This is a genomic window from Actinomyces sp. HMSC075C01 (assembly GCF_001812965.1).
Classification (GTDB): domain Bacteria; phylum Actinomycetota; class Actinomycetes; order Actinomycetales; family Actinomycetaceae; genus Actinomyces; species Actinomyces acetigenes.
On the sequence record NZ_KV810953.1, the window covers coordinates 1 to 26,185 of the forward strand.

The 26,185-nt window shown below is 68.9% G+C and carries 27 protein-coding genes and 3 tRNA genes; 21 read left to right on the top strand and 9 right to left on the bottom strand.

Annotated elements, in window-relative coordinates:
* The first annotated feature begins 267 nt into the window (after positions 1 to 267).
* From HMPREF2883_RS02220 to HMPREF2883_RS02255, 8 genes are all read left to right on the top strand, one after another.
* Positions 268 to 1,755: an FAD-dependent oxidoreductase gene (locus tag HMPREF2883_RS02220; RefSeq protein ID WP_070658780.1), complete on the top strand. Its 1,488-nt coding sequence runs from the start codon at positions 268 to 270 to the stop codon at positions 1,753 to 1,755.
* A gap of 90 nt (positions 1,756 to 1,845) precedes the next feature.
* On the top strand, positions 1,846 to 2,961 hold the full coding sequence (gene ald, locus HMPREF2883_RS02225; protein WP_070658782.1) for an alanine dehydrogenase: 1,116 nt from the start codon (positions 1,846 to 1,848) through the stop codon (positions 2,959 to 2,961).
* A gap of 3 nt (positions 2,962 to 2,964) precedes the next feature.
* Positions 2,965 to 3,549, top strand: a complete 585-nt coding sequence (locus HMPREF2883_RS02230; RefSeq protein ID WP_070658784.1) for a GNAT family N-acetyltransferase — start codon at positions 2,965 to 2,967, stop codon at positions 3,547 to 3,549.
* A gap of 33 nt (positions 3,550 to 3,582) precedes the next feature.
* A complete protein-coding gene (htpX, locus tag HMPREF2883_RS02235; RefSeq protein WP_070658786.1) occupies positions 3,583 to 4,452 on the top strand; it encodes a zinc metalloprotease HtpX in 870 nt (289 codons plus the stop codon).
* Positions 4,453 to 4,456: 4 nt separating this feature from the next.
* Complete coding sequence (locus HMPREF2883_RS02240; protein WP_070658788.1) at positions 4,457 to 4,993, top strand: P-loop nucleotide/nucleoside kinase family protein; 537 nt, start codon at positions 4,457 to 4,459, stop codon at positions 4,991 to 4,993.
* Positions 4,994 to 4,995: 2 nt separating this feature from the next.
* Positions 4,996 to 6,015, top strand: a complete 1,020-nt coding sequence (locus HMPREF2883_RS02245; protein ID WP_070658791.1) for a phosphotransferase family protein — start codon at positions 4,996 to 4,998, stop codon at positions 6,013 to 6,015.
* Between the two features lie 95 nt (positions 6,016 to 6,110).
* The gene (locus HMPREF2883_RS02250; RefSeq protein ID WP_070658793.1) at positions 6,111 to 7,379 is read left to right on the top strand and encodes a sensor histidine kinase; all 1,269 of its coding nucleotides are present in this window, start codon (positions 6,111 to 6,113) and stop codon (positions 7,377 to 7,379) included.
* Positions 7,367 to 8,011, top strand: a complete 645-nt coding sequence (locus tag HMPREF2883_RS02255; RefSeq protein ID WP_070658795.1) for a response regulator — start codon at positions 7,367 to 7,369, stop codon at positions 8,009 to 8,011. Before HMPREF2883_RS02250 ends, HMPREF2883_RS02255 begins: the two co-directional genes overlap by 13 nt.
* 22 nt (positions 8,012 to 8,033) lie before the next feature.
* Here HMPREF2883_RS02255 and HMPREF2883_RS02260 read toward each other — a convergent pair whose 3' ends face one another.
* The 4 genes from HMPREF2883_RS02260 to HMPREF2883_RS02275 form a co-directional block, all read right to left on the bottom strand.
* Positions 8,034 to 9,161, bottom strand: coding sequence for an ABC transporter substrate-binding protein (locus tag HMPREF2883_RS02260; RefSeq protein ID WP_176747120.1), 1,128 nt, complete (start codon positions 9,159 to 9,161; stop codon positions 8,034 to 8,036).
* Positions 9,162 to 9,271: 110 nt separating this feature from the next.
* Positions 9,272 to 10,117, bottom strand: a complete 846-nt coding sequence (locus HMPREF2883_RS02265) for an ABC transporter ATP-binding protein (RefSeq protein WP_081381260.1) — start codon at positions 10,115 to 10,117, stop codon at positions 9,272 to 9,274.
* Positions 10,114 to 11,166: a FecCD family ABC transporter permease gene (locus HMPREF2883_RS02270; protein WP_070658799.1), complete on the bottom strand. Its 1,053-nt coding sequence runs from the start codon at positions 11,164 to 11,166 to the stop codon at positions 10,114 to 10,116. The genes HMPREF2883_RS02265 and HMPREF2883_RS02270 overlap by 4 nt, the downstream gene beginning before the upstream one ends.
* A 9-nt stretch (positions 11,167 to 11,175) precedes the next feature.
* A complete protein-coding gene (locus tag HMPREF2883_RS02275; RefSeq protein ID WP_070658801.1) occupies positions 11,176 to 11,673 on the bottom strand; it encodes a YajQ family cyclic di-GMP-binding protein in 498 nt (165 codons plus the stop codon).
* A gap of 158 nt (positions 11,674 to 11,831) precedes the next feature.
* On the opposite strand from HMPREF2883_RS02275, the gene HMPREF2883_RS02280 reads away from it, so the two are divergent.
* From HMPREF2883_RS02280 to HMPREF2883_RS02305, 6 genes are all read left to right on the top strand, one after another.
* Positions 11,832 to 11,913, top strand: a tRNA-Tyr gene (locus tag HMPREF2883_RS02280).
* 109 nt (positions 11,914 to 12,022) lie between these two features.
* Positions 12,023 to 12,095 (top strand) — tRNA-Thr (locus tag HMPREF2883_RS02285).
* Between the two features lie 38 nt (positions 12,096 to 12,133).
* Positions 12,134 to 12,207, top strand: a tRNA-Met gene (locus HMPREF2883_RS02290).
* A gap of 30 nt (positions 12,208 to 12,237) precedes the next feature.
* Positions 12,238 to 12,438: a 50S ribosomal protein L33 gene (gene rpmG / locus HMPREF2883_RS02295; RefSeq protein ID WP_009395479.1), complete on the top strand. Its 201-nt coding sequence runs from the start codon at positions 12,238 to 12,240 to the stop codon at positions 12,436 to 12,438.
* 111 nt (positions 12,439 to 12,549) lie between these two features.
* Positions 12,550 to 13,356 carry a MaoC/PaaZ C-terminal domain-containing protein gene (locus HMPREF2883_RS02300; RefSeq protein WP_070658803.1) on the top strand — a complete coding sequence of 269 codons (807 nt, stop codon included), beginning with the start codon at positions 12,550 to 12,552 and terminating at the stop codon, positions 13,354 to 13,356.
* Positions 13,357 to 13,863: 507 nt separating this feature from the next.
* Positions 13,864 to 14,532, top strand: coding sequence for a MarR family winged helix-turn-helix transcriptional regulator (locus HMPREF2883_RS02305; protein WP_075371216.1), 669 nt, complete (start codon positions 13,864 to 13,866; stop codon positions 14,530 to 14,532).
* A gap of 21 nt (positions 14,533 to 14,553) precedes the next feature.
* On the opposite strand, the gene HMPREF2883_RS02310 is transcribed toward HMPREF2883_RS02305, so the two are convergent.
* Positions 14,554 to 15,219: a Maf family protein gene (locus HMPREF2883_RS02310; protein ID WP_070658804.1), complete on the bottom strand. Its 666-nt coding sequence runs from the start codon at positions 15,217 to 15,219 to the stop codon at positions 14,554 to 14,556.
* 34 nt (positions 15,220 to 15,253) lie between these two features.
* Between HMPREF2883_RS02310 and HMPREF2883_RS02315 the strand changes: the two genes are divergently transcribed.
* The 4 genes from HMPREF2883_RS02315 (at position 15,254) to HMPREF2883_RS02330 (ending at position 19,482) form a co-directional block, all read left to right on the top strand.
* Complete coding sequence (locus HMPREF2883_RS02315) at positions 15,254 to 16,171, top strand: biotin--[acetyl-CoA-carboxylase] ligase (protein WP_070658805.1); 918 nt, start codon at positions 15,254 to 15,256, stop codon at positions 16,169 to 16,171.
* 94 nt (positions 16,172 to 16,265) lie between these two features.
* Positions 16,266 to 17,420, top strand: a complete 1,155-nt coding sequence (locus HMPREF2883_RS02320) for an adenylate/guanylate cyclase domain-containing protein (protein ID WP_070658806.1) — start codon at positions 16,266 to 16,268, stop codon at positions 17,418 to 17,420.
* 218 nt (positions 17,421 to 17,638) lie between these two features.
* Positions 17,639 to 18,310 (top strand): response regulator transcription factor, encoded by a 672-nt coding sequence (locus HMPREF2883_RS02325; RefSeq protein WP_070658807.1) that lies wholly within the window; start codon positions 17,639 to 17,641, stop codon positions 18,308 to 18,310.
* 95 nt (positions 18,311 to 18,405) lie between these two features.
* The gene (locus HMPREF2883_RS02330) at positions 18,406 to 19,482 is read left to right on the top strand and encodes a sensor histidine kinase (protein WP_070658808.1); all 1,077 of its coding nucleotides are present in this window, start codon (positions 18,406 to 18,408) and stop codon (positions 19,480 to 19,482) included.
* Positions 19,483 to 19,534: 52 nt separating this feature from the next.
* Here the strand turns inward: HMPREF2883_RS02330 and HMPREF2883_RS02335 are convergent, their stop codons facing one another.
* From HMPREF2883_RS02335 to HMPREF2883_RS02345, 3 genes are all read right to left on the bottom strand, one after another.
* Positions 19,535 to 20,248 carry a VTT domain-containing protein gene (locus tag HMPREF2883_RS02335; RefSeq protein WP_070658809.1) on the bottom strand — a complete coding sequence of 238 codons (714 nt, stop codon included), beginning with the start codon at positions 20,246 to 20,248 and terminating at the stop codon, positions 19,535 to 19,537.
* A 111-nt stretch (positions 20,249 to 20,359) separates the two neighbouring features.
* The gene (locus HMPREF2883_RS02340) at positions 20,360 to 20,923 is read right to left on the bottom strand and encodes a GtrA family protein (RefSeq protein WP_070658810.1); all 564 of its coding nucleotides are present in this window, start codon (positions 20,921 to 20,923) and stop codon (positions 20,360 to 20,362) included.
* A 40-nt stretch (positions 20,924 to 20,963) separates the two neighbouring features.
* On the bottom strand, positions 20,964 to 22,235 hold the full coding sequence (locus HMPREF2883_RS02345) for a hypothetical protein (RefSeq protein WP_083313540.1): 1,272 nt from the start codon (positions 22,233 to 22,235) through the stop codon (positions 20,964 to 20,966).
* Between the two features lie 66 nt (positions 22,236 to 22,301).
* On the opposite strand from HMPREF2883_RS02345, the gene HMPREF2883_RS02350 reads away from it, so the two are divergent.
* A complete protein-coding gene (locus HMPREF2883_RS02350) occupies positions 22,302 to 23,597 on the top strand; it encodes a 5-(carboxyamino)imidazole ribonucleotide synthase (RefSeq protein ID WP_070658811.1) in 1,296 nt (431 codons plus the stop codon).
* Between the two features lie 53 nt (positions 23,598 to 23,650).
* On the top strand, positions 23,651 to 24,205 hold the full coding sequence (gene purE, locus HMPREF2883_RS02355; RefSeq protein ID WP_070658812.1) for a 5-(carboxyamino)imidazole ribonucleotide mutase: 555 nt from the start codon (positions 23,651 to 23,653) through the stop codon (positions 24,203 to 24,205).
* Between the two features lie 89 nt (positions 24,206 to 24,294).
* On the opposite strand, the gene HMPREF2883_RS02360 is transcribed toward purE, so the two are convergent.
* A complete protein-coding gene (locus HMPREF2883_RS02360; protein WP_070658813.1) occupies positions 24,295 to 24,846 on the bottom strand; it encodes a CPBP family intramembrane glutamic endopeptidase in 552 nt (183 codons plus the stop codon).
* Positions 24,847 to 25,135: 289 nt separating this feature from the next.
* On the opposite strand from HMPREF2883_RS02360, the gene HMPREF2883_RS02365 reads away from it, so the two are divergent.
* A partial coding sequence (locus HMPREF2883_RS02365) for a transposase (RefSeq protein ID WP_256277294.1) occupies positions 25,136 to 26,185 on the top strand: 1,050 nt, incomplete at its 3' end.

Genomic DNA, 26,185 nt, shown 5'->3' on the forward strand with positions numbered 1-26,185 from the left:
TTCGGACGGCCCGCCCCCGCCCCGCTAAACCAGCCTCTCCGAACCCGCATCCCCAAGCCAACCCACCCGACCCCACCCCCTCCCCGACGTGACGCGGCTCAAAGCGGAGATATTGCCCGCGCCCTGGGGGAGCCCCCACCTTCCTCCATAGACTGTGCCGCGGTACCCCGCCGTCATCGCCGTCGCCCCGGACCGGATCAACCGGTTCTCCCGGCAGCGGGAACGCGGGTGCCACGTCCACGTCCCCTGAAACAGGAACGAAGAACAGTGAACGCACGTCCTCTCAATGTCGCCGTCGTCGGAGCAGGCCCCGCAGGCATCTACGCCTCGGACATCCTCTCGAAGTCGGGCATGGAGGTCTGTATCGACCTGTTCGAGCGGCTTCCTGCGCCCTACGGGCTGGTGCGCTACGGCGTCGCCCCCGACCACCCGCGCATCAAGCAGATCATCGTGGCCCTCTACAAGATCCTCCAGCGCGGGGACATCCGGCTCATCGGCAACGTCGAGGTCGGCCGTGACATCTCGGTGGCCGAGCTCCACGAGCACTATGACGCCATCATCTTCTCCACCGGAGCCGACACCGACGCCCCCCTTGACATCCCCGGCGTCGACGCCCCCGAGTGCTACGGCGGCGCCGACTTCGTCTCCTGGTATGACGGGCACCCCGACCACCCGCGCACCTGGGACCTGAGTGCCAAGGAGGTCGCCGTCATCGGCGTCGGCAATGTCGCCTTGGACATTGCCCGCATCCTGGCCAAGCACGCCGACGACCTCATGACCACCGAGATCCCCGCGAACGTGGCCGCCACCCTCCAGCAGTCCCCGGTCACCGACGTGCACGTCTTCGGCCGCCGCGGCCCAGCCCAGGTGAAGTTCACCCCGCTGGAGCTGCGCGAGCTCGGAAAGCAGCCCGACGTCGACGTCATCGTCGACGAGGAGGACTTCGAGTACGACGAGGGCTCGCAGGCGGCGCTGGCCTCCTCCAACCAGCAGCGCCAGGTCGTCAAGGCCCTCGAGGGGTACGCGATGCAGGAGCCGGAGGACCTCACCGCCTCCCACCGCATCCACATCCACCTCTTCTCCGCCCCCCACGAGGTCCTCACCGACGACGACGGTCACGTCGTCGGCCTGCGCACCGAGCGCACCCGCCTGACCGGCGACGGCAACGTCACCGGCACCGGCGAGTACCGCGACTGGCCCGTCCAGGCCGTCTACCGCGCCGTCGGGTACGCCTCCAGCGCCATCGAGGGCCTGCCCTTCGACACCGAGCGGCACGTCGTCCCCAACGAGGGCGGCCGTGTCCTCGGCGAGGACGGCAAGCCCCTGACCGGCCTGTACGCCACCGGCTGGATCCGTCGCGGCCCGGTGGGCCTCATCGGCTCCACCAAGTCCGACGCGCAGGAGACGATCACCAACCTCGTGGCCGACGCCAACGCCGGCCTGCTGCACGCCGAGACCAGCGACGAGGCCCAGGTCGGCCACGACGCCATCATCGCCTTGCTGGAGTCCCGCGGCATCCCCTTCACCAACTGGGAAGGCTGGGAGCTGCTGGACGCCTACGAGCGTGAGCTCGGCGAGGACTACGGCGAGGTCGTCGTCACCGGAGGGGCCTCCAAGCCGCGCGAGCGCGTCAAGGTCGTCTCCCGTGACGCCATGACCGCGATCTCCCGCTCCACCGAGGTTCCCGAGGACCTCATCGGCCAGCCCGAGGCGGGCCGCGTCCCCGAGCGCGTCGCCCATCGTCTGGCCGACTGAGCTGACTGGGTCGGGGCTGTCTGGCTCCGCCGTCGGCCCCGACCCACACACGCCACACCACCCCTTGACAACTACCTCGAAGGCAGAACCATGCGAATCGGCGTTCCCACCGAGATCAAGGACAACGAGTTCCGCGTCGCCATCACGCCGGCCGGCGTGCACGCGCTCACCCTGCGCGGTCACACCGTGACCATCCAGGCGGGCGCCGGCGAGGGGGCCTCCATCCCCGACGCCGACTACACCGCCGCCGGCGCCGTCATGACCGACGACGTCCCCGGCCTGTGGGCCGACTCCGAGCTCGTCCTCAAGGTCAAGGAGCCGATTGCCCAGGAGTACCCCTCCCTGCGCCCGGACCTGCTGCTGTTCACCTACCTGCACCTGGCCGCCGACCGGGCCCTGACCGAGGAGCTGCTCGCCAAGCGGGTCACCTCCATCGCCTACGAGACCGTCGAGACCGACACCGGCGCCCTGCCCCTCCTGGCGCCCATGTCGGAGATCGCCGGCCGTCTGGCCGCCCAGGTCGGCGCGGAGGCCCTGCTGCGCCCCCACGGCGGGGCCGGCGTCCTGCTGGGCGGCGCCGCCGGAGTACGGCGCGGAAGCGTCGTCGTCCTGGGTGGAGGCACCGCCGGCCTGAGCGCCGCGCGGGTCGCCGCCGGCATGGGCGCGGACGTCACCGTCTTCGACGTCGACCCGCTGCGCATGCGCCGGATCGAGGAGCTCGACGGCGGGACCATCCGCACCCGCTTCTCCACCGAGCTCGACGTGGCCCAGGCCTGCGCCGGGGCGGACCTGGTCATTGGTGCCGTCCTCGTGCCCGGGGCCCGCACCCCGAACCTCGTCACACGCGCCATGGTGGAGACCATGCGGCCCGGCAGCGTGCTGGTCGACATCGCCATCGACCAGGGAGGCTGCTTCGAGGACTCCCACCCCACCACCCACTCCGAGCCCACCTTCGAGGTGGACGGCAAGATCTTCTACTGCGTGGCCAACATGCCCGGAGCCGTCCCGCACACCTCCACCTACGCGCTGACCAACGCGACCCTGCCCTACGCCCTGGCCCTGGCCGATGAGGGCTGGTGCGGCGCCATCGCGGCGCGCCCCGACCTCGCCCGCGGCCTGAGCACTCATGCCGGGTCGCTCTACACCGCCGGGGTCGGCCAGGCCCTGAACCTCCCGGCGGCCGACGTCGCCGACCTGCTGAGCTGAGCGATGAGAACCCGCCGCATCCGCTTCGCCGGCGGAACCAACCGCTGGGCGCGTGACCTCTACCTGCGTGCCTTCCCCGAGGATGAGCGCCTTCCCTGGGCGCTCATCCACCTGCTCAGCCTACGGCGCGGCGTCGACCTCGTCGCCTGGTGGGACCAGCCCGCCGGACCGACCCGTGCGGCCCGCCCGGACCCCGTCGCCCTGACCTGGACCGTGCGCCGCCCCGGCTCCCACCTGCTCTACCTCTTCTACCTCGCCGTCGACGACGCCGCCCGCGGCCGGGGCCTGGGCACTCGCCTCCTGGCCGAGCTCGAGCGTCGTCACCCCGGCTGCACCATCGTCCTGGACATTGAGCCCGTCGTCGCCGAGGCCGACAACGCCGAGCAGCGACGCCGTCGGTTCTCCTTCTACGAGCGCTCCGGCTTCCGCGACACCGGGTACGCGGTCCAGGACTCGACGGGGGAGTACTGGACCCTCGCGCGTGAGGCGCCAGGAACCACCTTCGACCCCGACGACTTCCGCGATGCCCTGCGCTGCCTGGACTGCGGCCTCATCGCCGCGCGAGTGGTCCCGCGCCAGCAGACATAGGTCAGACACAGGTTCATCCCATAGTCTCCACCCATGACAAGGACCCACCACTACAACGGTCTCAAGACCGCCGTCCTCCTGGGCGGCATGTGGAGCCTGCTTCTCCTGCTCGGCTACGCGCTGGCCCGGGGGACCGGCTCTGCCATCTGGCTGGTCATCGCGCCGGTCATCGGCCTGGCGCAGACCGCCTACGGCTTCTGGAACTCCGACAAGATCGCGGTGCGCTCCATGGGCGCCATCGAGGTCACCGAGGCCCAGCAGCCCCAGATGTACGCCATCGTGCGTGAGCTCTCCGCCGCTGCCGGCCAGCCCATGCCGCGCCTCTACGTGGCCCCCACGATGAGCCCCAACGCCTTCGCCACCGGCCGCAGCCCCTCGCACGCCGCCGTGTGCTGCACGCAGGGCATCCTCCAGCTCCTCAACGAGCGCGAGCTGCGCGGCGTCCTGGGCCACGAGCTCTCCCACGTCTACAACCGCGACATTCTCACCTCCTCGGTGGCCGCGGGCATCGCCGGCGTCATCTCCTCGCTGGCCACCATGGCCCTGTGGTTCGGCGGCGGCAACCGGCGCGACCGGGACGGCGGCAACATCATTGCCGTCCTGCTGCTCTCCCTCCTGGCGCCCCTGGCCGCCGCCATCACCCAGTTCGCCATCTCCCGGACCCGCGAGTACGACGCCGACCACGACGGCGCCGAGCTCACCCAGGACCCGCTCGCCCTGGCCAGTGCGCTCAGCAAGCTTGAGTCGGGCATCTCACGCGTGCCCATGGGACAGGACCCGCGCCTCGAACCGGTCTCCTCCATGATGATCGCCAACCCCTTCGGGAGTCTGCGCAACCTGTTCTCCACCCACCCGCCCATGGACAAGCGCATCGCCCGCCTCGAGCAGATGGCCGGGTACTGACGGGATGCCCCTGACCGTCGTCGGCGGGCTGCCGGCGGTCGGTAAGACCGCCGTGTGCCGGGAGGTCCTGCGCCTGCGCGCTGAGTCGCAGGCCGGACCGCCGACCTGGCTGCGCATCGACTCCATCGAGCAGGCCCTGCGGGACAGCAACGAGATGCTCCCCGGCATGCCCGCGGGCGCCGGATACTACGTGGCCGCCGCTGTGGCCCGGGACGTCCTGACCTCGGGCGGTGACGTTCTTGTCGAGTGCGTCAACCCGCTGTCCCTCACCCGTCGCCTGTGGGAGGAGACCGCCTCAGCCCTGGGCTGCCGGTTTCTCGCCGTCGAGATCGTCTGCTCCGATAAGGCCGAGCACCGTCGCCGGGTCCAGCAGCGGGTCAGCGACATCGAGGGCCTCGAGCTGCCGGACTGGCGGGCTGTCGAACGCCGCGACTACGCCCCCTGGCCCGAGGCCGACCTCCACCTGGACACCGCCCGGCTCACCGCCACCGAGGCCGCCCGGGCCATCGTCGGCCTCCGCCCCGCGGACGGAACCCGATGACGATGGACAGGGGAGTGGACGCTCCACCTCCTACCGGAACCGATGACGACATCGCCCCACGCATCAAGGCCGCCGTCGACGCCGGTGAGTTGCGCGGCGTGACGGCCGGACCGGTCGAGCGGCTGGGGGCCGGCGAGAGCTACACCGCCTGGCGAATCGGCTCCGGGGAGCAGACCCGGGTTCTGCGCCTTCCACGACGCCCGCCCCATGACATGCCCCGCCCCCTGGAGACCGAGTTCGAGGCCCTCAGACGCGTCCCACCCGAGCTGGGAACCAGCGCCGTCGCCCTGGAGACCGGCAGCGACAACCCGCTGGGCACCCCCTACATGGTGACCACCCACGTCCCCGGCCGGGCCCTGCGCGCCACCGACTGGAATCCACGGCTCGCCACCGCCCTCGCACACCAGATCGCCCGCCTGCACGATGCCCTTGCTGCCGGTCCCGCGCCGTCGGCCGCCTTCGTGCCGAGCGCCGACGAGCAGGGGGAGGAGCTGGCGACCTGGTGGGGAGAGCACCATCCGCAGACCCTCACCGACCCTCGCGTCCGCGCGCTCCTGCCCGCCTGGCGCCGCGAGCTTACCCGCCTCGCCCCGGCCTTCGAGGCGGTCCCCACCCACCGGCTCATCCACGGCGACGCCGTCGCCACCAATGTCATCCTCGGCCCCGACGGCCTGCCACGACTCATCGACTTCGAGTGGTCCGGGCCCGGCGACACCGCCAAGGACCTGGCCCTCATCGGGGGCCGGGTGACCGGCGGCCCCTGGTACCTGCCCATGACGTCCGACGACGTCGCCGCCTTCGTCACTGAATATTCGCGGTACTCGCGGCGCTCGCGGCGCTCGCGGCTCGCGCAGGACTCCAGTGCCACCGACCCGCAACGGCTGCTGGAGCGCCGCGACGCCTACGAGCTCCTCGACCGCCTGGGCAACCTCCTGTACTGCCTCAGCCGCCCCGGCGAGGCTCGCTACGGCAGATGGGCCGACGATCTCGCCCGCAGCCTGACCGCCCGACTCGTGGACTGAGCCGCCCGCCTCAGGGCGGTGTCGGGCTAGCCCCACCACGGCCCCGCCAGGTGGCAGGATTGGGCGCGATTCCGGCCTTGAGGAGGATATGAGGCATGAACAGATCAGCATGGGCCGTGCGCTACCGCCAGTTCGGCAGGGACGCCGCCTTTCTCCTCCTCAGCGGGCCACTGAGCCTGCTCGCCTTCTGCGTCATCGTGCCGCTGACCGCCCTCGGTGTGGTCACCACCATCATCTGGGTGGGGCTGCTGGTGCTCATCATCGACCTGAGCATCGCCGGGGGCTTCGCCAACATCGCCCGCCTCGCCATGGCGCGCGTGGACGGGCGCGAGCCGGTGCCCGGCGGATACCTCGAGTCCGAGCCGGGAGCCCCTGTGCGCCGTCGGCTCTTCCGGCGCCTGCGCGACCCCCAGCGCTGGATGGACCTGCTGTGGGCCGTCATCTACTTCCCGGTCTCCTTGATCACCTGGATCATCAGCGTTGTGTGGCTGGCCCTGGCCGTGGCAGGTCTCCTCGCCCCCATCGCCGACATCATTCTTGACCTGGTCCTCGATCCGACCATGGGACAGCAGCGTCAGGGACTGGCTCATCTTCTGGGCCTGCAGCCGGAGCTGCTCTGGGACATTGGATTCAACCTCACCTGCGGCATCGTCTTCTCCCTGATCGCCCCCTTCGTCCTGCGGGGCCTGGCCGCCATGCAGACGGGGCTCAGCCGCGCCATGCTCTCCTGGCGCAGCGAGGTCAGCCGCCTCCAGACCTCCCGGGCCGCCGTCCAGCGCGCCGAGGCCGACACCCGCCGCCGCCTGGAGCGCGACATCCACGACGGCCCCCAGCAGCGCCTCGTGCGCCTGCGCATGGACCTGGCCCGCGCCCACAGGCAGGCCGAGAAGGACCCGGCGGCGGCGTCGGCCATCATCCAGGGCGCCATGGAGCAGACCCAGCAGACCCTTGACGAGCTGCGCCAGCTCTCCCGCGGCATCGCTCCACCGGTCCTCATCGACCGGGGCCTGGTGGCCGCCATCACCGAGGCGGCCACCCGCTCCTCCGTCCCCGTCACCGTGAGCACCGAGCTGCCGGACCTGCCCGACCACGTCTCCCAGGCCGCCTACTTCGTGGTCAGTGAGGCGCTGGCCAACCTCAACAAGCACTCCGGGGCCACGGCCGCAGGCGTCGATGCCCGCGTCGTCGACGGCGCCCTGCTCGTGAGGATCAGTGACAACGGCATCGGTGGGGCCTCGACCGCCAAGGGACACGGCCTGGCCGGCCTGGTCGAGCGCCTCAACGGGGTCGACGGTAGGCTCACCATCACGTCCCCGACCGGCGGACCGACCACACTGGAGGCGAGAATCCCGTGCGCGTTCTGATCGCTGATGACTCCGTCCTCCTGCGCGAGGGACTGGCACTCATCCTGGCCGACGGCGGCCACGAGGTCGTCGGGGGAGTGGGGGACGGCGAGGCGCTCGTGAAGGAGGCCCTGCGGCTGCGGCCCGACGTCGTCGTCGCCGACATCCGCATGCCGCCCTCCCACACCGACGAGGGCCTGCGCGCCACCACGCGCATCCGCGCCCAGTGGCCGGGTGCACCCATCCTGCTGCTGAGCCAGTACGTCGTCGCCGGCTACCTGCCCGACCTCCTGGCCGACGGCGGAGGCGCCCTGGGCTACCTCCTCAAGGACCGGGTCGGCGACATCGACGCCTTCCTCGGCGCGGTCGAGCGGGTGGCGCGCGGCGAGCTCGTCCTGGACCCCGACGTCGTCTCCCAGGTCCTCCAGCGAGGCCGGCGCGACGACCCGCTCACCGAGCTCACGCCCCGTGAGCGGGAGGTGTTGGCCCTCATGGCCGAGGGGCGTACCAACGCCGGTATCGCCAAGATCATGGTGGTCACCGAGGGGGCCGTGGAGAAGCACACCCAGCGGATCTTCGCCAAGCTCGGCCTGCTGCCCGACGCCGCCGTCCATCGCCGCGTCAAGGCGGTTCTCACCCTCCTGTCGGCCTAGCCGCCGGTGAGAGCTCCGGACGTTACTGGGGATCCTTGCCCGCCATGATGAGCTTCACCTCGTCGTCGGTGAGGCTGTAGTTGAGATAGGTCTTGTAGAAGGTCTTCACCTTCTCCTCGATCTTGAGGTCGGGGAAGAGATCCGGGTGGAGGAGGGCAGAAACCCACTGCACCTGCAGAAGCTCCTCCACACCGTAACGGTCCCAGCCGAAGACGCCCTTGGGGTTGACGTAGACCTTCTGGTTCTGGACGGCCTTGATACTCGCCCAGTTCGGATCGGCGAGGATCTTCTCGGCCTCCCCGGCCTTTCCGGTGATGATGACGTCGGGGTCCCCGGCGAGGATCTGTTCCATGGTGAACTGGGCGTTGGCGGAGGATGTCGTCTCGGTGACGGCATTCCTCCCGCCGGCAGTCTTGATCCACTCGTCAATGATGGTTCCGGTACCGTCGAGGTTGAGGGTGTAGACGCTGTTGCCGTGCATCACCGTGGGGCGCTGCTCATCGCTCAGACCGTCGGTCTTCGCCTTGACGTCCTTGACCGTCTGATCCAGCTCGGCGTTGTACTTCTCGGCGATCTTAGGGGCGTCCCCGCCGAAGACCTGTGCCGTCATCGTGATGGACTTCTTCATGTCCTCATAGGTCTGGAACATGCAGTTGACCACCGGGATGCCGACCTCCTTGGCCTTATCCCGCAGCGTCTCCTTGGAGTCGAAGATGACTTGGGGATTCAGCGCCGCCAGGTCCTCGAAGTTGAAGTCGTCCCCGAAAGTCGAGGTTGCCTTTGACATGTTCGGACAGACCTTGTACATCCAGGGGAACTTCTTGGGATCACAGTGCGTGGCGACAAGCCCCTTGGCTCCGGTGAGCATGATCGTCACCTCGTTGTGGGCATACCAGCCGTCCGCGTAGGCGGTCGGATTCGTGGGCACCTCGACCTGCTTGCCTGCCATGTCAGTGATGGTCTGGGTGCCGGCAGAGGCGCTGCTGCTCCCTGTCGCCTTGGAGGATGTGGAGGACTTGGAGCCGCAGGCCGCCAGCAGGCTCAGCCCGACGGCGCTCCCGGCCCCGGCGCCGGCGAGCTTGAGCAGGTCCCGGCGGGAGGGTGATGAGAAGGTAGTTGAGGGGGGGGATGACGAACGCAGCGAAGTCATGAATGCTCCTAAGAAGTGGAGGACTGCGGTGATTGATGGAGTTATTCATCAACCTTCTATAAGGATAGAATATGAAGTAGGAGATTCGTGGTCGGCGACGACGCGAGGTCTCAGCTGAGCTCGAGTGTCGGGATGCAGGTACGGACGGCCTCGCCGTCGGGACTCGTGGTTTCCAGGACCTGCACTCGTGTGCCGTAAGCGGCCTGGAGATTCTCCTCGGTGAGTACCTCGTTGACTGGGCCGGAGAGAATCTCCCGGTTCCGGGTGACGAGGACCGCCCGAGTCGCTACCAGAAAGGCATGATCCGGGTTGTGCGAGGTCATGAGAACTCCGTGGCGCTCATCGGCCAGGTCTCGTACACAGCGCAGAACCGTTGCCTGGTTGCGTAGGTCGAGGGCTGCCGCAGGCTCGTCCATGACCAGGATCCTCCCGTCCTGGACCAGGGCTCGGGCGATGAGCGCCATCTGCTGCTCGCCGCCGGAGAGCTCGGTGAAGGGGCGCGCGGACAGGTGGGCGATTCCCAGTCTTGTCAACACCTCCTCGGTGCGCTCGCGGTCCTCACGGGAGGGGGAGTCGAGCAGACCCAGACGTGAGACGCAGCCCGTTAGGGCGACGTCGAACACGGTGAAGGCGAACGGCGGCTCGTGCAGCTGGGGGACGTAGGCGATGTAGCGGGCCATCTGACGGCGGGAGAGTGAGGAGCGCTCACGACCACCGATCTCCACCCGCCCCGCGACAGGTGACAGGTGGCCTAGCAGGGTCCGGAAGAGGGTCGTCTTCCCAACGCCGTTGGGCCCCAGGAGGCAGAGCACTTCGCCAGTGCTGACCTCCAGGTCGACTCCGGTCAGGATGGCGTGTCGGTGGTAGCCGCAGGACAGATTGCGCGCTGTGATGGTGGGGTGCTCGGAGGGCATAGGGTCTCGCGTGTTTCGTGCCCGGTCCTCGGGACGCCTCACTGTCGGTCTCCTTGCTGGGTGCGCAGAAGGATGAGGAAGAACAGTGGGGCTCCAATGATGCTGGTGAGGATGCCCAGCGGGATCTCAGGGGGCATCAGTGAGCGACAGGCGGTGTCAACTGCGATGAGGAATGCTCCGCCCAGGATGACGGACAGGGGGACGACGATCTGGTTGTCCGGGCCTGCGATGAAGCGCACCACGTGCGGCATGATGAGGCCAACCCAGCCGATAACACCTGAGATCGCCACGCAGGAAGCGGTCAGCAGGGTCGCACACACGATGCTGACCAGCCGCAGCGCAGCGGCGTTGACCCCCAGCGACTCCGCCTCCTCATCGCCGAAGGCCAGGATATTGAAGCGCCACCTCAGGGTCAGGAGCGGGACGACTCCCAGGACGAAGGGGATGGCGAAGAGCCTCAAATCGCTCCATGTCACCTTGGCGATGGAGCCCATGAGCCAGTAGGTGATCTCCGGGAGCTTGGAATCAGGATCCGCCGTGTACTTGATCGCTGAGACGAAGGCCTGGAAGAGGGCCGAGACGATCATGCCGCACAGGACCAGCAACAGAACCTGGCTGCTCCCGCGTCCGATGTATCGGGCCGCTGCGTAGGTGATGAAGACTGCCGCGAGTCCTCCGGCGAAGGCTGATGCTCGAACCGGCATGTTCCCCAGGGAGAGCAGCAGCGCGAGGGCCGCGCCGAAGGAGGCGCCGGTACTCGCCCCCAGGATGTCAGGAGAGACCATGGGGTTGCGGAACAGGCCTTGGTAGGCGGTCCCGGAGATCGCGAGAGCACCCCCGATCATGGCGGCGGCCACCACGCGGGGCAGGCGGACGTTGAGCACGATGTTGCGAGCGACAAGGGGGGTGTCGCCGTCGCCGGTGACCAGCTGCCACAGGGCGTCGATGACGGTGCCGGGTGAGAGCATCGCCCGGCCCACCGCCATGGCTCCCACCGCGACGACGATGAGCAGGGCGAGAGCGACGACGATGAGCGTCAGGTGCTTGAGAAGGTGGCCGCTGGCCGTGGGTGGGGCGGACCGCACCGGCATTGGCCCGACTCAGCGGTAGTTGACGAACTGGAGGGCGGCGTCGACGTCGAGGTTCTTCAGCAGGGCGATGACGCTCTGGAGGTCGTCGCGGGACTTGGAGGCCACGCGCACCTCGTCGCCCTGGATCGTGGCCTTGACGCTCTTGGGGCCCTCGTCACGGATCGCCTTGGTGATCTTCTTGGCCACCTCCTGGGTGAGTCCCTCACGCAGCGGGCAGGCCAGGCGGTAGATCTTGCCCGAGGGGCGCGGCTCCTTGTCCCCCAGGTCCAGGGCCTTGAGGGAGACGCCGCGGCGGAAGAGCTTGGACTCCAGGACGTCCAGGATCGCCAGGACCCGCTCGGCCGTGTTGGCCTCCAGGGTGATGGTGTCGCCCGACAGGCTCACGGAGGCGTCAACGCCGCGGAAGTCGTAGCGCTGGGAGATTTCCTTGGCGCACTGGTTGACGGCGTTGTCCACCTCCTGGCGGTCGAGGCGGGAGACGACGTCGAAGGAGGAGTCGTTGGCCATGGCGCAGTCCTTTCCGGGGTGGGGACCTCAGTCGACCCGAGTCTAGGTGGGTTGTTCTGTGAGGAGGGTCCTACGGGGGCGATTGGCGTTTCGCGCCGCTGCCTTGCTATTCTTCCACGGCGCCAAGCGATGACCGAGGGGTCGGAGCGCGGAGCCAAGGCGGGTTGCCCGAGCGGCCAATGGGAGCTGACTGTAAATCAGCCGCGTTATGCTACGGGGGTTCGAATCCCTCACCCGCCACGGCGATCACTTGGATCGCACCTCGCCGCCCGGCGAGGACCGCAGTGAGCGAAGCCACGGCGGAACGAATTGCCAGAGCGATTCGGATCTGCCTAGGATTCGGCTCGTTGCCCCGATAGCTCAGTCGGCAGAGCGTCTCCATGGTAAGGAGAAGGTCAAGGGTTCGATTCCCTTTCGGGGCTCTCACAGCGGGGGCCACTGGCCCCCATTGTGTTCCTATGGCGAGGTAGCTCAGCTGGTTAGAGCGCACGACTCATAATCGTGAGGTCGAGGGTTCGAGTACCTCCCCCGCTACGCAAGCTTTCGAGTACAGCGCTCCGTCGCATGCTCGAGGATCGACACGAGGAGACAAACGTGGCCAGCAAGTCCGCCGACGTTCGCCCCAAGATCACTCTGGCCTGCTCGGAGTGCAAGGAGCGCAACTACATCACCAAGAAGAACCGTCGGAACACCCCCGACCGTCTCAGCATCGCCAAGTTCTGCGCTCGCTGCGGCAAGCACACCGAGCACCGCGAGACCCGCTGAGCAGCGCATAGCGATCCCTGTCGCCAGCGCCGTGACCGGGGAGCGAGCCCCGTCGACATGATGTCGGCGGGGCTTCGTCGTCTCCTCGGGATGGGCGCCTAGCATCACAGGGTGAACAGTCCCAGCTCCTGTGACGACGCCGTTGAGCGGCTCGCAGCGGTCCTGGACGGGGTGCTCGCAACGGCCTCCTCCGGACGCCCCGGCTGTCAGGCTTGCCGCCGGGCCCGGCGCGGAGCGACGGCGATCCTCCCCGCTGTGCAGGCCATGCACCAGGTCCAGGGTTGGGTACGGGACTGTCGGGGAGAGGCCGCCTGGGAGGGCCTGGTGCACCGCCGTTGCCGGATGAGCGTGAGGCCTACGGGAGACGAGGTGGCTCTGGGAACGGACGCGCCCGATGGGGTCTCGATCCGACAGGTCGAGCGTGCGGGGTGGGAGCTCATCCAGGCGACGGTCGAGCTCACGGTGACGGGGCAGCCCTGGCTGGTGGTCCACGAGCTCGCCCGCCGTACCCTGCCGCCTGGGCGGGACGCCGCCGAGAAGAGGAAACTCACGGCCCCAGAGACCGGGTTTGATACGCCGTCCGGCTCCGTGTTCTACCGGCTCGCTGACACTGATGTGGCCGCTTGGGCGCAGGCTAGCGGAGACCGGAACCCCATCCATCTCCTGCCCGGAAGAGCGACTGAGGCGGGGCTGTCGGCCGGTTCCGGTGAGGTCGTTGCTCACGGCCTGCTGCTCGGAGCGATCAGTCTCGCACTCGTCCAGTCTTCGCCTTTACGGCAGACAGACCTGGTATTCATTGGTTCTGCCGATGTCCCTGAGTCCGGGAGCGGTGCGGGGGAGCCGTGGGCGACGCTCGCCGTCGACCCCGCCAGCGGAGACATCGCTCAGGGGCGGCGGCCCGTCCTGCGGCGCCGGTGACGCCATCCGCCTTCGTGGCCGCCGCCAGAAGGTGGTGAGGGAGCCGTTCATTCTCCTATCGCCTCATGAGGGAATAATGATTGCTTACTGGAGGGAATTCTGACGGGGATTCATTACCGTCTTGAAGGAAGTGAGATGAGAACGTGGAAATGAATTATCGGTCACCTTCCGATCATCGGTCGATGGGGATGATAACGTGACAAAGATGGGTAATTCGATTGTCAAACTGATGTATGTCAGGTGACATGAAGTCAGTATCCGAATTGTTTTCCTACGGGGCCGTAGCCCTCTCAGAACTGTTCAACGGCAACGGAAAGTGGGGGTAACCCGTGTGATCTCAAGGTTGTCTGACGTTGCGGATCGCTGTGCTGGGAGGGCTGAGACTCCTACCGAGTGTGATAAAAAAGAAGTGGAGTTGCGCTTGTATGAAAGCCAAAGGCGATCAACAAGTTCGTGCTTGAGAGTTCGCGACCTGCCACAGGTCGGTGCTGAGAGGAGTCGATAAAGGTGATTACCGCAGAGCGGACGATGGCAGAACCGACGGCCTATGCCGAGGACGTTGAGATGACGTGGACTCAGAGTGATCAGGAAGCCGTCGAGGCCACCTACAGCCAGGAGGCGGCCGGGGCTGCGGGATCTCCTGAGCGCGGTCCGGGGTCGGCCGGGGGCTGTGGACAGAACAGCTCCCTGGAGCAGGAGGGATTCCGCCGACTCGATGAGATCGAGATGGACGCCTGGCGCTCCTTCCTGGCGGCCTCCACCTCCGTCACCGCCCGCCTCAACCGTGAGCTCGAGGCCGGATGCGGCATCTCTATGCACGAGTACGAGATCCTGGTGCGCCTGTCGGAGGTGCCAGACCAGACCCTGCGCATGTCCACTCTCGCCGAGCACGTCTCGCACTCCCGCTCACGGCTGACCCACACGGTCCGGCGCCTGGAGGGTGCGGGGTACGTCGAGCGCAGCTCCTGCGACTCCGACCGCCGCGGTGTCAACTGCACGCTGACCCAGCAGGGCCTCGACTTCCTGCGCGAGGCGGCTCCGGTGCACCTTGACGGCGTGCGCCGTCACGTCGTCGACCGCCTCAGCCGTGAGCAGCAGGTCGTCATGGCCGAGCTCATGAGGGTCATCGCCCAGGCTCCGGACTCCTCCGGCATCTCGGCGGCATTGGCCTCCTGAGGCTTCTGCGCGCCCGCACGATCAGTGGGCGTCGTCAACCGGTTTCGTCGCCGGTGGCGGCGCCCACAGGTCTGTCCAGACCACCCCCAGGGTGGCCAGAAGTCGGCGTAGCAGTGGCAAGGAGATGCCGACGACCCCGTGGGGGTCGCCGTCGATCCCCTCGATGAAGGCGCCGCCCAGGCCGTCAATGGTGAAGGCCCCGGCGCACCACAGTGGCTCTCCGCTGGCGATGTAGGCCTCGACCTCGGCCGGGGACGGGGAGCCGAAACGGATGGTGGCCGAGCTGACTCCCTCGGCGGTGGTGCCGTCCGCAGTGCGTACCAGGAAGTGACCCGTGTGCAGGGTGCCGGTGCCTCCGCTCATCATCCGCCAGCGCTCACGGGCCTGGGCGGCGTCGGCCGGCTTGCCGACGACCTGACCGGCGATCTCCAGCATGGAGTCGCAGCCCACAACCACCTCGGCCTCCTGCGGGTCGGTGGAGGTCATGACATCGAGCGCCTTGGCCCGAGCCAGGGCCTGAACCTGCTCGGCGGCGCTCGGGGCAGGCAGCCCGGCGTCGCGGCGCCGGCGGATCAGCTCGCCGAGCACGGTCTCCTCATCAACGCTAGAGACTCGCACCAGCGGCTCGACGCCGGCGGCTTGCAGGGTGGCCAGGCGGCCGGATGACTTCGAGGCCAGGAGAATCACGCCGCCAGCCTATACGGGCCGGTAGGCTCGAACCATGAGCCTCGATGGCAGCCCCTTCTCGCGTCTCGACACCGTTCCCGTCACCGGCTCCACCCAGGACGACCTGCGCGCCGCCCTCATGGGGCCTGAGCGCAAGTCCTGGTCGCACCTGTCGGCACTGCGGGCGCTGAGGCAGACCGCCGGTAGAGGGCGGTCCGGGCGCGCCTGGGTCACCCCCGACGACGGGGGTGCCCTCCTGGTCTCCGTGGTGCTGCGGCCCCTCGTTCCCGCTGAGTGCCTGAGCTGGCTGCCTCTGCTGGGTGGCCTGGCCGTCCGCGACGCCCTGGCGCCCCTCGTTGAGGACCTTCCCTGGCGCGTGGGGACCAAGTGGCCCAACGACGTCGTCGCCCTGCCCGATGATCCGGCGGCCGTGCCCGCAGTGCCCGGCTGGGCCGGTACGCGCAAGGTCGCCGGCGTTCTCAGCGAGCTCGTCACGCCGGAAGCCGCTGAAGGGGCTGCTGTCCGCGAGCTCGCGCCCGACGCGGTTCCCGCCGACCGCGACGAGGCCCCCATGGTCATCCTCGGCATCGGCGTCAACATCGGGCAGTCGGCTGAGGAGCTGCCGGTGGCATGGGCCGGCTCCCTGCGCACACTGGGTGCGGTCGGTGCGGGTCACAGGCCGGCGCCGGCAGACGCCGCAGAGGTCGTTCTCACGGCGATCGGTCACCAGCTGGCCCGGCTCATCAGGCAGTGGGAGGAGGCCGGTGGGGACGTTGATGCCGCAGGCGGTGCGCTCGGGCGCCGGCTGCGCGCGGCGCTGACCACCCTGGGGAAGCGGGTCAGTGTCCAGGCTCCTGACGGTGAGATCAGGGGACTGGCCGCCGACATCACCCCCGCCCTCATGCTGCGTACCCGGGACGGTGACACCGAGGTCCGCGCCGGCGATGTGACTCTCGTACGTGTGGAGAGCTGAAGATCGGGAGCCGTGAGAACTGCGAACCCGTTGCTGTACTGCGCGGTCTGTCACTCAACAGGCATGGGCGTGTGATCTGCGCTACGGTAGCGGGGTGACATTAGACAACCGAGCGAGCGAGGGGCGCGTACCGGACTCCCACGGGGTCGGAGGTGGTGCCGTGCAGAGGGCTCACGAGGGCACCCCTCGTGTCGAGGGTAAGGCCGTCGCTGAGGCGGATCATGCGGAGCGGACCACCTTGGCGGGACACGAGTACCTGCTGCTGGGAGAGGTCCCCAGCCTCACCCTGACTGAGGTGGCTCAACGGGCCGGAACCAGTGTGGAGGTGGCGCAGAAGTTCTGGCGCGCCATGGGCTTCGCCGACGTCCAACCCGATGAGGTTCACTTCACTGAGCAGGATGTCGCCGCGCTTGAAGACACCATGGCGCTGCTTGACGAGACCAGTGACTCCTCCCTGGCCTCAGCCAGCGTGCTCGAGCTCCTCAGGGCCCAGTCCTACACCATGGACCGCCTGGTCCTGTGGGAGCTGGAAACCTTCGTGACGGACCTCAGTGAGCGTCTCGGGCTGGATGACACCTCCGCGCGGCTGGTCGCCCTTGACCGCATCGATGGCCTCGTGGAGCTTCTGTCGCGCCAGCTGACCTACGTGTGGCGCCGCCACATGGTCTCCATCCTGGGACGTACCGACGCCGAGGTGTCGACCCGGGGCAGAGAGGACACCGGCCCCGACCTGTACCCGCTCATCCGCTCCCTGGGATTCGTCGACATCGTCTCCTTCACCCAGCGCGCGCAGGGCATGAGCAAGGCCGCCCTGACCCACATGCTTGAGGGCTTCGAGAACACCGCCCGGGACGTCATCACCTCCCGGGGAGCGCGGGTGGTCAAGACGATCGGGGATGCCGTCATGTACATCTCCGACGACCTGCTGATCGCCGCCGACGTCGTCACCGCCCTGGTCGATGAGCTCCAGAAGGGACCGGATGCGATTCGGGTTCGGGCCAGTCTCGTCGAGGGACGGGTCATCTCCCGCTCCGGGGACGTCTTCGGCCCCACCGTCAACCTGGCCTCCCGGCTCGTGGACGCGGCCGAACCCGGCAGCATCCGCCTGGACGAGTCCACCGCCATGGCCATCCTCCGCTCGCCCGAGGCGGGGCGCTACCGGGTGGGACAGTGCCATGAGGTGGTGGCCAAGGGGCTGGGTCAGATCGTGCCCTGGTCACTGGAACGGACCTCGCCGACCCGGCCCTGACTCGGACCCGTTGTTCCGTTACCATCTCGTGATTTTCTGTCCGTTCGGCTTGTGAAGGGAGCCCTCGAGCACGAGGTTTTCCGCGGTATCCTCGCCGAAACGTGTTCTGGGTGTGAGCGCGAGGGGGAGCCGCCGTCTCCGACGTGGTCACGTCTTGGTATCTTCTCCACCTCTGGGACGATGGCGGTGGGGGTGTGTCGTCACCTAACATCGCGGATGTGACAACTGTTCTGCTCGTCGAAGACGATCCTGCCATCTCTGAACCCCTCGCCCGAGCCTTTGGACGTGAGGGCTACGAGGTCCTGACTCATGGCACCGGTAAAGGCGCCCTCGAGGAGGTCTCGGCCGCTGACATCATCGTCCTGGACCTGGGGCTGCCGGACATCGACGGCCTGGACGTGGCCCGTCAGGTGCGGGCCCAAGGCCTGACCATCCCGATCCTCATGCTCACCGCCCGCAGTGAGGACTCCGACCTCGTCGTCGGTCTGGATGCCGGAGCCGATGACTACGTCACCAAGCCCTTCCGCCTGGCCGAGCTGCTGGCTCGTGTGCGGGCGCAGGTCCGTCGTGCCTCGGGAGAGGCCACCGAGGATGAGCTCAGCGCCGGAGAGATCCGGGTCGACGTCGCCGCTCACCGGGCCTTTGTCGGCTCGCGCGAGCTGCAGCTGACGACCCGGGAGTTCGAGCTGCTCCGGGTCCTGGTGCGCGCCGGCGGGGAGGTCACCTCCGGTGAGGACATCCTCAAGGAGGTCTGGGGCGAGGACCCCACCGGCAGTCCCCAGACCCTCCAGATGCACGTGACCTGGCTGCGTCGCAAGCTCGGTGACGACGAGGAGCGGCCCACGCTTCTGCTGGCCCAGGAGGACGGTTACCTCCTGACCGCCGGCTGATCCACTGACCGGACTGACCGGGAGGGCCTCCCGGGAGGACTGCCGGGTTCCGAAGCCGCCCCGAAGAGCTGATCGGGGCTGAAGGAGGACGTGCCATGCGGCGTTACGCCATGACGATGACGATGTCGGCGGTGTCCGTGGCTGTCCTCCTGCTGGGGCTGCCGCTGGGGGGCGCCTGGATCGTCAGCGCGTTGCGCTCCGCCGGAAGCGGTAACCGGGTCACCATCATCGGCACGGTCATCCTCACGGTTCTGGTGCTCACCGCCACCGCGATCACGGCGGCCTCCGTCGTGGCCTCCCGGGTCTCCAGGCGCATCTCGGCCCCGCTCATCTACCTGGCCGCCGAGGCCGAGCAGCTCGGCAGCGGCCAGGTCCGCCCGAGGCTGCGCTCCTCGGGGATCGAGGAGATCGACCTGGTCCAGGCCGAGCTCGTGCGCTCGGCCGAGCGCGTGGCCGGGCGCATCGCCGCTGAGCGGCAGTTCGCCTCCGACGCCTCCCACCAGCTGCGCACACCGCTGACCAGCCTGTCGCTACGCCTGGAGGAGATCGAGCTGCTCGCCGGCGAGGAGGAGGTGCGGGCAGAGGCCCACGCCTGCCTGGAGCAGGTCGAGAGGCTCAACGGCGTCGTCGAGGACCTGCTCAAGGTCTCGCGCCGCTCCGGGGGCGGGACCACGGAAGCCCTTCACCTCAAGGACATCTTCGCTCAGCAGCGCGAGGAGTGGGAGCCGGCCTTCGAACAGGCCGGGCGCACCATCACCTTCTCCGACGAGATCAGCCACCCGGTCCTGGCCACACCCGGGTCCCTGGCCCAGGTACTGGCCACCGTCATCGAGAACTCCCTGCGTTACGGGGCCGGGACGACCTCGGTGAGCGTGCGCAGCGCCAACGGCGGCCACGCGGTCTTCATCGACATCGCCGACGAGGGGGAGGGCGTGGCCGAGGACATCGCGCCACACGTCTTCGAGCGGCACGTCTCCGGTTACGGCTCCACCGGCGTCGGGCTGGCCCTGGCCAAGGACCTCGTCGAGGCCGACGGCGGCCGGATCGAGCTGTCCCAGCGCAGCCCGGCCGTCTTCTCCATCCTGCTCAACGCCGTCCCCAAGTCCCTGGACCCCAACAACGTCCTGCCGCAGGGCGCACTGGTCTCGGTGGGCCGACGTCGTCGCTTCTGACTACTCGCCGCCAATCGCCGGCACTGCGGCGAGGCGACGGAAGGGAAGCGGGTCAGGACTTCTGACGGCGGGACTTGATGAGCTTCGAGATGGCGGAGGCGAGCATCGGCCCCACCGAGATGAAGACGATGACGAGGATCATCGTGTCGATGTTCTCCCGGATCCAGTCGAAGGACCCCAGGAAGTAGCCCAGCCAGGTGATGCCGAAGGCCCAGAAGGTGGCGCCCACGACGTTGAAGGTGACGAAGTGCCGGTAGCGCATCTTGCCGACACCAGCAATGACGGGTGTGAAGGTGCGCACGATCGGCACGAACTGGGCCAGGGTGACGGCCTTACCGCCGTGACGCTCGAAGAACTTCGAGGTGCGGTCCACATACTCCTGCTTGAACAGGCGCGAGTCGGGCTTGTTGAAGATCGCGGGTCCCGCCTTGCGGCCAATGAGGTAGCCGGTCTGGTTGCCGGCCACGGCCGCCATCCACACGAGGGGGGCCGCCACCCAGATGTGGACGCCGACGTGGCCGGTGCCCACGAACATTCCCAGGGTGAACAGCAGCGAGTCTCCGGGCAGGAAGAAGCCGATGAGAAGGCCAGTCTCGGCGAAGATGACGAGCATGACGCCGAGGATGGCCCAGGGGCCGAACCACTCGACGATTGTCGTGATGAGGTTGGCGGCGTCGAGCCACTTGGGGCCGAGCATCGGTGCGTGGACGGAAGGGAGAACGGCGGGCAGATTCAGCGCCGGTGCCAAGGAGGTCAGGGCAGTCACCGTGCAAGGCTAAACGGTGCCCCGGCGGCCGTGCCGTGAGAGTGATCCCCTCCGGACTGTGGAATCGGGCACCCCGGTGACTGCAGCCGACCGCGCCGGTCCTGTCAGGCGTCAGGGACGAACCGAGACGGAAACGGCAGGCTCAGCACCACTGCCGGCCTGCCCCTGAGGGTTGGTGCTGTCGGTGTCGTCGTCGTTGTCGGGGGAGCGGTCCTTGTGCCCGGTGAAGACGACGTAGTGGTAGAAGACGAAGCGGAATGCCGTCCCCAGGCCGAAGCCGACGACGTAGGCCGCGACGTTGTCCGCCAGGGGGGATGTCAGCCCCAGGACGTGGTGGGTGAAGAGCAGGCAGAACTGCGTGATGGCTATGCCACCCAGGTTGGCCAGGACGAACAGGGTGGCCTCGCGGGCGACGTTCTTCTGGGTGCGGCCCCGGTAGGTCCAGTAGCGGTTCGCAATCCACGAGAAGACGGTCGCGGTCGAGGACGCCAGCAGCTGGGCGGAGTTGGGGTGACCGGAGAGGAAGCCGGTGGGGCCGTGCTGAAGCAGGTTGAACAGGCCGACGTCGATCACGTAGGCCGCAGCGCCCACCATGCCGAACTGCATGAACTCCTTGACGATGGCGATGAGCCTCTGGGCCAAGGAGCTGCTGGAGGAGCGCGTCATGGCGGGCATCCTATGCCGATCACAGTCAGGTCACGCAAACTGGGGCGGTTCACGGAACCCAGTGAACACTGACACTGCCCAGGTCCCCCACCCACGAGACCCACAGCAGCTGGCCGGCGACGCAGGCCGCCAGCAGAGCCAGCCGCCGGCGGGTGGTGGCGGCTGCCGCGGCCAGCGCCCAGCCCACCGGGGCCAGCGGCAGCAGGAGGCGCAGCACCGACGTCGTCGGGTCGAAGAAGACCAGGAGGTAGAGCAGGTAACCCAGGCACCAGAACCAGGCTGCGGGCCCCAGGGCCCGCAGGCTCGGGGCGCTCAGGAGCAGGCCCACGGCGACCAGCACAACGACCAGCAGGGCCGGACCCAGGTGCGGACCCACCCAGTCGCCCAGGCGGACCGCCCACTGCACGACGGGCGCCAGGTCCGCCCCGCGCCAGGAGGTCTCGGTGGCGGTGTAGGCGTCCTGTCGGCCCGTGACCAGCCAGGCGATGACCGGCCAGCTCAGGGCCGCCGAACAGGTGAGCAGGGCCAGCGCCAGCAGTCGCAGGCGCGCGCCCGGCGCCTGCGGGGCGTGACCCGGCAGAAGGTGTGAGAACCAGGTGGGTGGGACCCAACCCCGGGCGCAGGCCACCTCCCAGGCCCACCACAGCCCCAGCGCCGCCCCCAGCGGGAGACCCACGGGGCGGGCGAAGCAGGCCACCAGCGCCAGGGGAATCGCGGCCAGTGTCCGCCCGCGGCCCGCCAGCCACAGCGTCAGCCCCACCAGCACCAGCCCCAGGGACTCGGCGTAGGGGACCTGGAGAACCGCGGCGCACGGCGAGGACCAGACCAGTGCCACCGCCCACAGGGAGGCCCGCCTGCCCGTCAGCGGTGAGAGCCAGCGGTCCATGACGATCGCCGCCGACGCCGAGGCCAGGATCGACACGAGGGAGGCGCGCACGTAGAAGGACCAGCCGGTCCAGCCCAGCAGGGAGGCCATGGCGCTCAGCAGCGGCATGAAGGCCCAGGTGTTCTGGGTCACCCGCCCGTCGCCGCCCACGGGCAGGCGCTCCGGGTAGCCCTCCTCAACGATCCGGTTGTACCAGCCGGCGTCCCAGAAGCGCAGGTGCTCCTCCCAGGACGGTGCGGCCCCGGCCCACGGAGTGGCGGGCGTGTCCTGGGCGCCCAGCCGCAGGATGACGAAGGTCAGGACGCTTGCCGCTGCCCAGACCGCCAGGACCTGGAGCCAGCGGCGCGGCCCCGGGGCGGCGCCGTGCGTCGGAGGCGAGGGCGGGGCCTGCCGGGCGATGGAGGACGCGGAGGACTCTGAGACGGGTGGGGTCACGGCCCCCACCCTACGGTCTGGACCCGAGCGCGGTGAGGATGAGCGACGGGCGGGTAGCCTTGGGGTGTGAGCGCACCCATCGTCGCCGTGATCGGAGGCGGGCAGCTGGCCCGCATGATGCAGGAGGAGGCCAGTGCTCTGGGGATTCACCTCAGGGCACTGGTGGAGGCCGCGGACGGGTCCACCGGGCAAGTGACCCCGGACGCCCCCGTCGGGGCCGCAGATGACGAGGCGGCCGTGCGCGCCGTCGTCGCCGGGGACGGTACTGACGGGCTCGCAGGGGAGGGGGCCGCGGTCCTCACCTTCGAGCACGAGCACCAGGACTCGGCCCTCCTGGAGCGGCTCCAGTCCGAGGGAGTCAGCGTCCAGCCCACCCCGCAGGCCCTGACCCTGGCGCGCGACAAGCTCGCCATGCGGCGGATGATGAGCGCGGCCGGGCTCCCGCAGCCCGCCTGGGCGGAGATCGGCGGGCCGCAGCAGGAGGGCGCCGAGCAGATGGCCGACGCCGTTGAGGCCTTCGCCGACGAGCACGGCTGGCCCGTGGTCCTCAAGACGCCGCGTGGAGGCTACGACGGCCACGGGGTCCTGCTGGTGCGCAGCGCGGAGTCGCTGCGCGAGGGCGAGGCGGCCGAGTGGATCACCTCGGTAGCCCGCGCCCGAGCGGGTCAGGGGGACGGTCGTGGGGCCGGCGGGGGAGGCAGCCTCGGCGGGGCGGCGGTGACCAGCCTCCTGGTGGAGCAGGCGATCCCCTTCACTCGCGAGCTCGCCGTCCTGCTGGCCCGCACCCCCAGCGGGCAGGTGGCGGTGTGGCCGGTGGCCCAGACGGTCCAGGAGGACGGCATGTGCGCTGAGGTCCTGGCGCCGGCACCCGGTCTCGACTCGGCCGCCATTGAGGAGGCCGAGCTCATCGGCCGCACGGTCGCCGAGCGCGCCGAGGTGACCGGGGTGCTCGCCGTCGAGCTCTTCGCCGTGGAGGCCTTCGGGGAGCCCACGCGCCTGTACGTTAACGAGCTGGCGATGCGTCCCCACAACTCCGGGCACTGGACCCAGGACGGGGCCGTCACCAGCCAGTTCGCCCAGCACCTGCGGGCGGTTCTCGACCTGCCGTTGGGGGCCACTGATGCGACGGCGCCCACCACCGTCATGGTCAACCTCATCGGCGGGCGGCGCGAGCCGGGGGCTGATGCCCTGGCCCGGGCCATGGCCGCGCACCCCGAGGCCCGCATCCACCTCTACGGCAAGCAGTGGCGAGCGGGCCGCAAGCTCGGGCACGTCACCATGACGGTCGGCCCGGATCAGGAGGTCGCCGACGTCGTCGAGCAGGCGCGCGGGGCCGTCGCCATCCTGCGCGGGGACGCCTGAGCCGGACACGGTAGAGCACAGTAGGTAGTACACGGAAGACAGGGAGGACATTCATGAGCGAGGTCAGCGCAACGACGGTGGGGGCGGAGGACGCGGGACGACCGGTGGTCGGCATCGTCATGGGCTCGGACTCGGACTGGCCGGTCATGGGGGCCGCCGCCGAGGTCCTCGATGACTTCGGTGTGGCCTATGAGGCCGACGTCGTCTCCGCCCACCGCATGCCCGCCGAGATGATCGACTACGGGCGCGCCGCTGCCGAGCGGGGGCTGCGGGTCATCATCGCCGGCGCCGGGGGAGCGGCCCACCTGCCCGGAATGCTGGCGGCCGTCACCGAGCTGCCGGTGATCGGGGTGCCGGTGCCGCTGAAGTACCTCGACGGCATGGACTCCCTGCTGTCCATCGTGCAGATGCCTGCCGGGGTCCCGGTGGCCACCGTCTCCATCGGCGGGGCCCGTAATGCCGGGCTGCTGGCGGTGCGCATCCTCGCCTCCGGTCAGGGGCCGGAGGCCACCCGCCTGGGTGCTGCGATGCGGGCCTTCCAGACGGACCTCAGCGAGGTCGCCCACGCCAAGGGTGCCGCCCTGCGCGCGCGCCGCGCCCAGGGCTGAGGCGAGGACGTTCCTGCGATTGGGGGCCCTGGAGCGTCTCAGTGCGTGGTCGGATGGAGCGGTGTGTCCGCGTCCGTCCTGAGGTGCCGTCAGGCGGTGATGAGCCCAACCGCGATATTCACCATGACATGCACCACGGCACCGGGGACGAAAGTGTCGGTCTTGTGGCGCAGCCATCCCATCATCCACCCTGCGGCGAACTGTGCGGGCAGGAGCGGCCACAGCCGTACGTCGAGCAGCAGCAGGGGCATGTGCGGCACGAGGAAGATGATGGCTTGGAGGAGGTTGCCCCATTTGAAGCCGAGCCGCCTCATGAGCACTCCGCCGAGCAGCCCACGAAAGAAGACCTCCTCGCCGATGGCCCGAAGCGCGATTCCGATGGCCGTTCCCACTGAGGTGAGTCGAGCGAGGGACATCCCGGACGTCTCCTGCACGCCGGCGGGAATGAGGGTAAGAGGGAGCCACACCGTCGGCATCAGCAGGAGCAGTACGAGCAGCGCCCAGCCGTAACTCGCAGGCGAGCCCCAGGACACTCCTGTGCGAGCCAGTGCGGTCCTGAAGCGTGACCTGCGATCCTGCCCGCGTGACTGCACGACGAGGTAGACGATGGTCGGCAAGCAGAGCAGGACGAGTTCAACCATGCAGTCACCCTACTTGCTGCCCGTACTGATCGGGCGAGAACCTGGGATCGGTGCCGGCCTTGAAGGCCTCTTGCCAGAACTCGTCGGCGTCCCAGTTGGCCTTCATTCCCAGGGCATTCAGCGGGATGCTTTGGTGGTAGTCCTCCAAAAGAGCGTGCAGTCTCAGAGAGTAGTGCCCTGTGGTGTGGTGTAGCTGCCGGTGGCTTGCTCTCGTATTGGTTGTGGGTGCGGTCACCGTGTGGTTCTTCGAGTCGGCCTTCCACCGAGTCCTCGAAAGGGCATCATCGCGATGATCGCTCCTGACATTGTCGGCCCTGCTGGAGTCCTCGATCAGGCTCTGGGACAGGCCTCCCCGGACCTGATGCGCAGTCTGCTGCAGACCATGGTCAACGTCCTGCTGTCGGCCGACGCCGACGCGGTGTGCGGCGCCGAGTACGGTCAGGCCGGCCCCGAGCACCGGGCCCAGCGCAACGGCTACCGCCACCGGGACCTGGACACCCGGGTTAGGACCATTGACGTGGCTGTTCCCAAGTTGCGTACCGGCTCGTACTTCCCCGACTGGCTGCTCGAGCGCCGCAAACGGGCCGAGTCCTGGGAGTCCTATGTCTCGGGGTGGCTCTTCACGCCCCTGGGCATGGAGCACACGACCCTCATCGCCGGCCAGTCGGAGATTCCCGACGGTGCCATCCACGGGGTCCAGGCCAATGGGCGTCGCAGCCAGTCGCTCAGCGGCCCGGGCTCCATCCCGGCCGGCGCCGGGGTGTGGAGCACCCCGGAGGACATGACCCGCTACGCCCAGGCGGTCCTGACTGGCGCCGTCCCCGGCGGGGCCGGCCCACAGGAGGCGCGGTGGCCCGCGGAGGTCTTGGCCGCTTTCCAACTGCCGGGCGAGAAGGTCGGTTACACCTGGTACACCGACGTCGTCGACGGGCACGATCATCGACCACGGCGGCACCACGATGGAGTACATGACGCACCTGGCCATCGACAAGGAGTCGGGCAAGGCCGTCATGGTCTACACCGACCAGAACACGGACGGTACCGCCGTCGCGCTCTCCGCGATGCTCCTGGCCGACGGGCAGAAGATTTTGACGGCGCGCCTGCTGGTGCTTGTCGAGATACTGCTCCAGGGCATGATTCTTGGCATCTTCACCGCCCTGGCGCTGGTGATGGGCCTGTACACGGCCGCCTGCGCGGCGAGCGCACCCAGCCGCATGGCGGTGGTCTGCCGCGTGTCCGCGCTCCACGCCTGCTTGGCGGCGGCCGCGGCCTCCGGGCCCTGGGCGTATGTGCCCACCTGAATCTTGGCGGCGGCGGCGCTGCCCGGCCTGTACGGGAT

Excerpts from the sequence above, each read along its gene's own strand:
- HMPREF2883_RS02260 (WP_176747120.1), bottom strand. The coding sequence starts at position 9,161 with ATGACTTCGCTGCGTTCGTCATCCCCCCCCTCAACTACCTTCTCATCA.
- rpmG (WP_009395479.1), top strand. The coding sequence starts at position 12,238 with ATGCTCGAGGATCGACACGAGGAGACAAACGTGGCCAGCAAGTCCGCC.
- HMPREF2883_RS02270 (WP_070658799.1), bottom strand. The coding sequence starts at position 11,166 with ATGCCGGTGCGGTCCGCCCCACCCACGGCCAGCGGCCACCTTCTCAAG.
- HMPREF2883_RS02340 (WP_070658810.1), bottom strand. The coding sequence starts at position 20,923 with ATGCCCGCCATGACGCGCTCCTCCAGCAGCTCCTTGGCCCAGAGGCTC.
- htpX (WP_070658786.1), top strand. The coding sequence starts at position 3,583 with ATGACAAGGACCCACCACTACAACGGTCTCAAGACCGCCGTCCTCCTG.
- HMPREF2883_RS02230 (WP_070658784.1), top strand. The coding sequence starts at position 2,965 with ATGAGAACCCGCCGCATCCGCTTCGCCGGCGGAACCAACCGCTGGGCG.
- HMPREF2883_RS02250 (WP_070658793.1), top strand. The coding sequence starts at position 6,111 with ATGAACAGATCAGCATGGGCCGTGCGCTACCGCCAGTTCGGCAGGGAC.
- HMPREF2883_RS02245 (WP_070658791.1), top strand. The coding sequence starts at position 4,996 with ATGGACAGGGGAGTGGACGCTCCACCTCCTACCGGAACCGATGACGAC.
- HMPREF2883_RS02360 (WP_070658813.1), bottom strand. The coding sequence starts at position 24,846 with ATGGTTGAACTCGTCCTGCTCTGCTTGCCGACCATCGTCTACCTCGTC.
- HMPREF2883_RS02275 (WP_070658801.1), bottom strand. The coding sequence starts at position 11,673 with ATGGCCAACGACTCCTCCTTCGACGTCGTCTCCCGCCTCGACCGCCAG.
- HMPREF2883_RS02330 (WP_070658808.1), top strand. The coding sequence starts at position 18,406 with ATGCGGCGTTACGCCATGACGATGACGATGTCGGCGGTGTCCGTGGCT.
- HMPREF2883_RS02240 (WP_070658788.1), top strand. The coding sequence starts at position 4,457 with ATGCCCCTGACCGTCGTCGGCGGGCTGCCGGCGGTCGGTAAGACCGCC.
- HMPREF2883_RS02315 (WP_070658805.1), top strand. The coding sequence starts at position 15,254 with ATGAGCCTCGATGGCAGCCCCTTCTCGCGTCTCGACACCGTTCCCGTC.
- ald (WP_070658782.1), top strand. The coding sequence starts at position 1,846 with ATGCGAATCGGCGTTCCCACCGAGATCAAGGACAACGAGTTCCGCGTC.
- purE (WP_070658812.1), top strand. The coding sequence starts at position 23,651 with ATGAGCGAGGTCAGCGCAACGACGGTGGGGGCGGAGGACGCGGGACGA.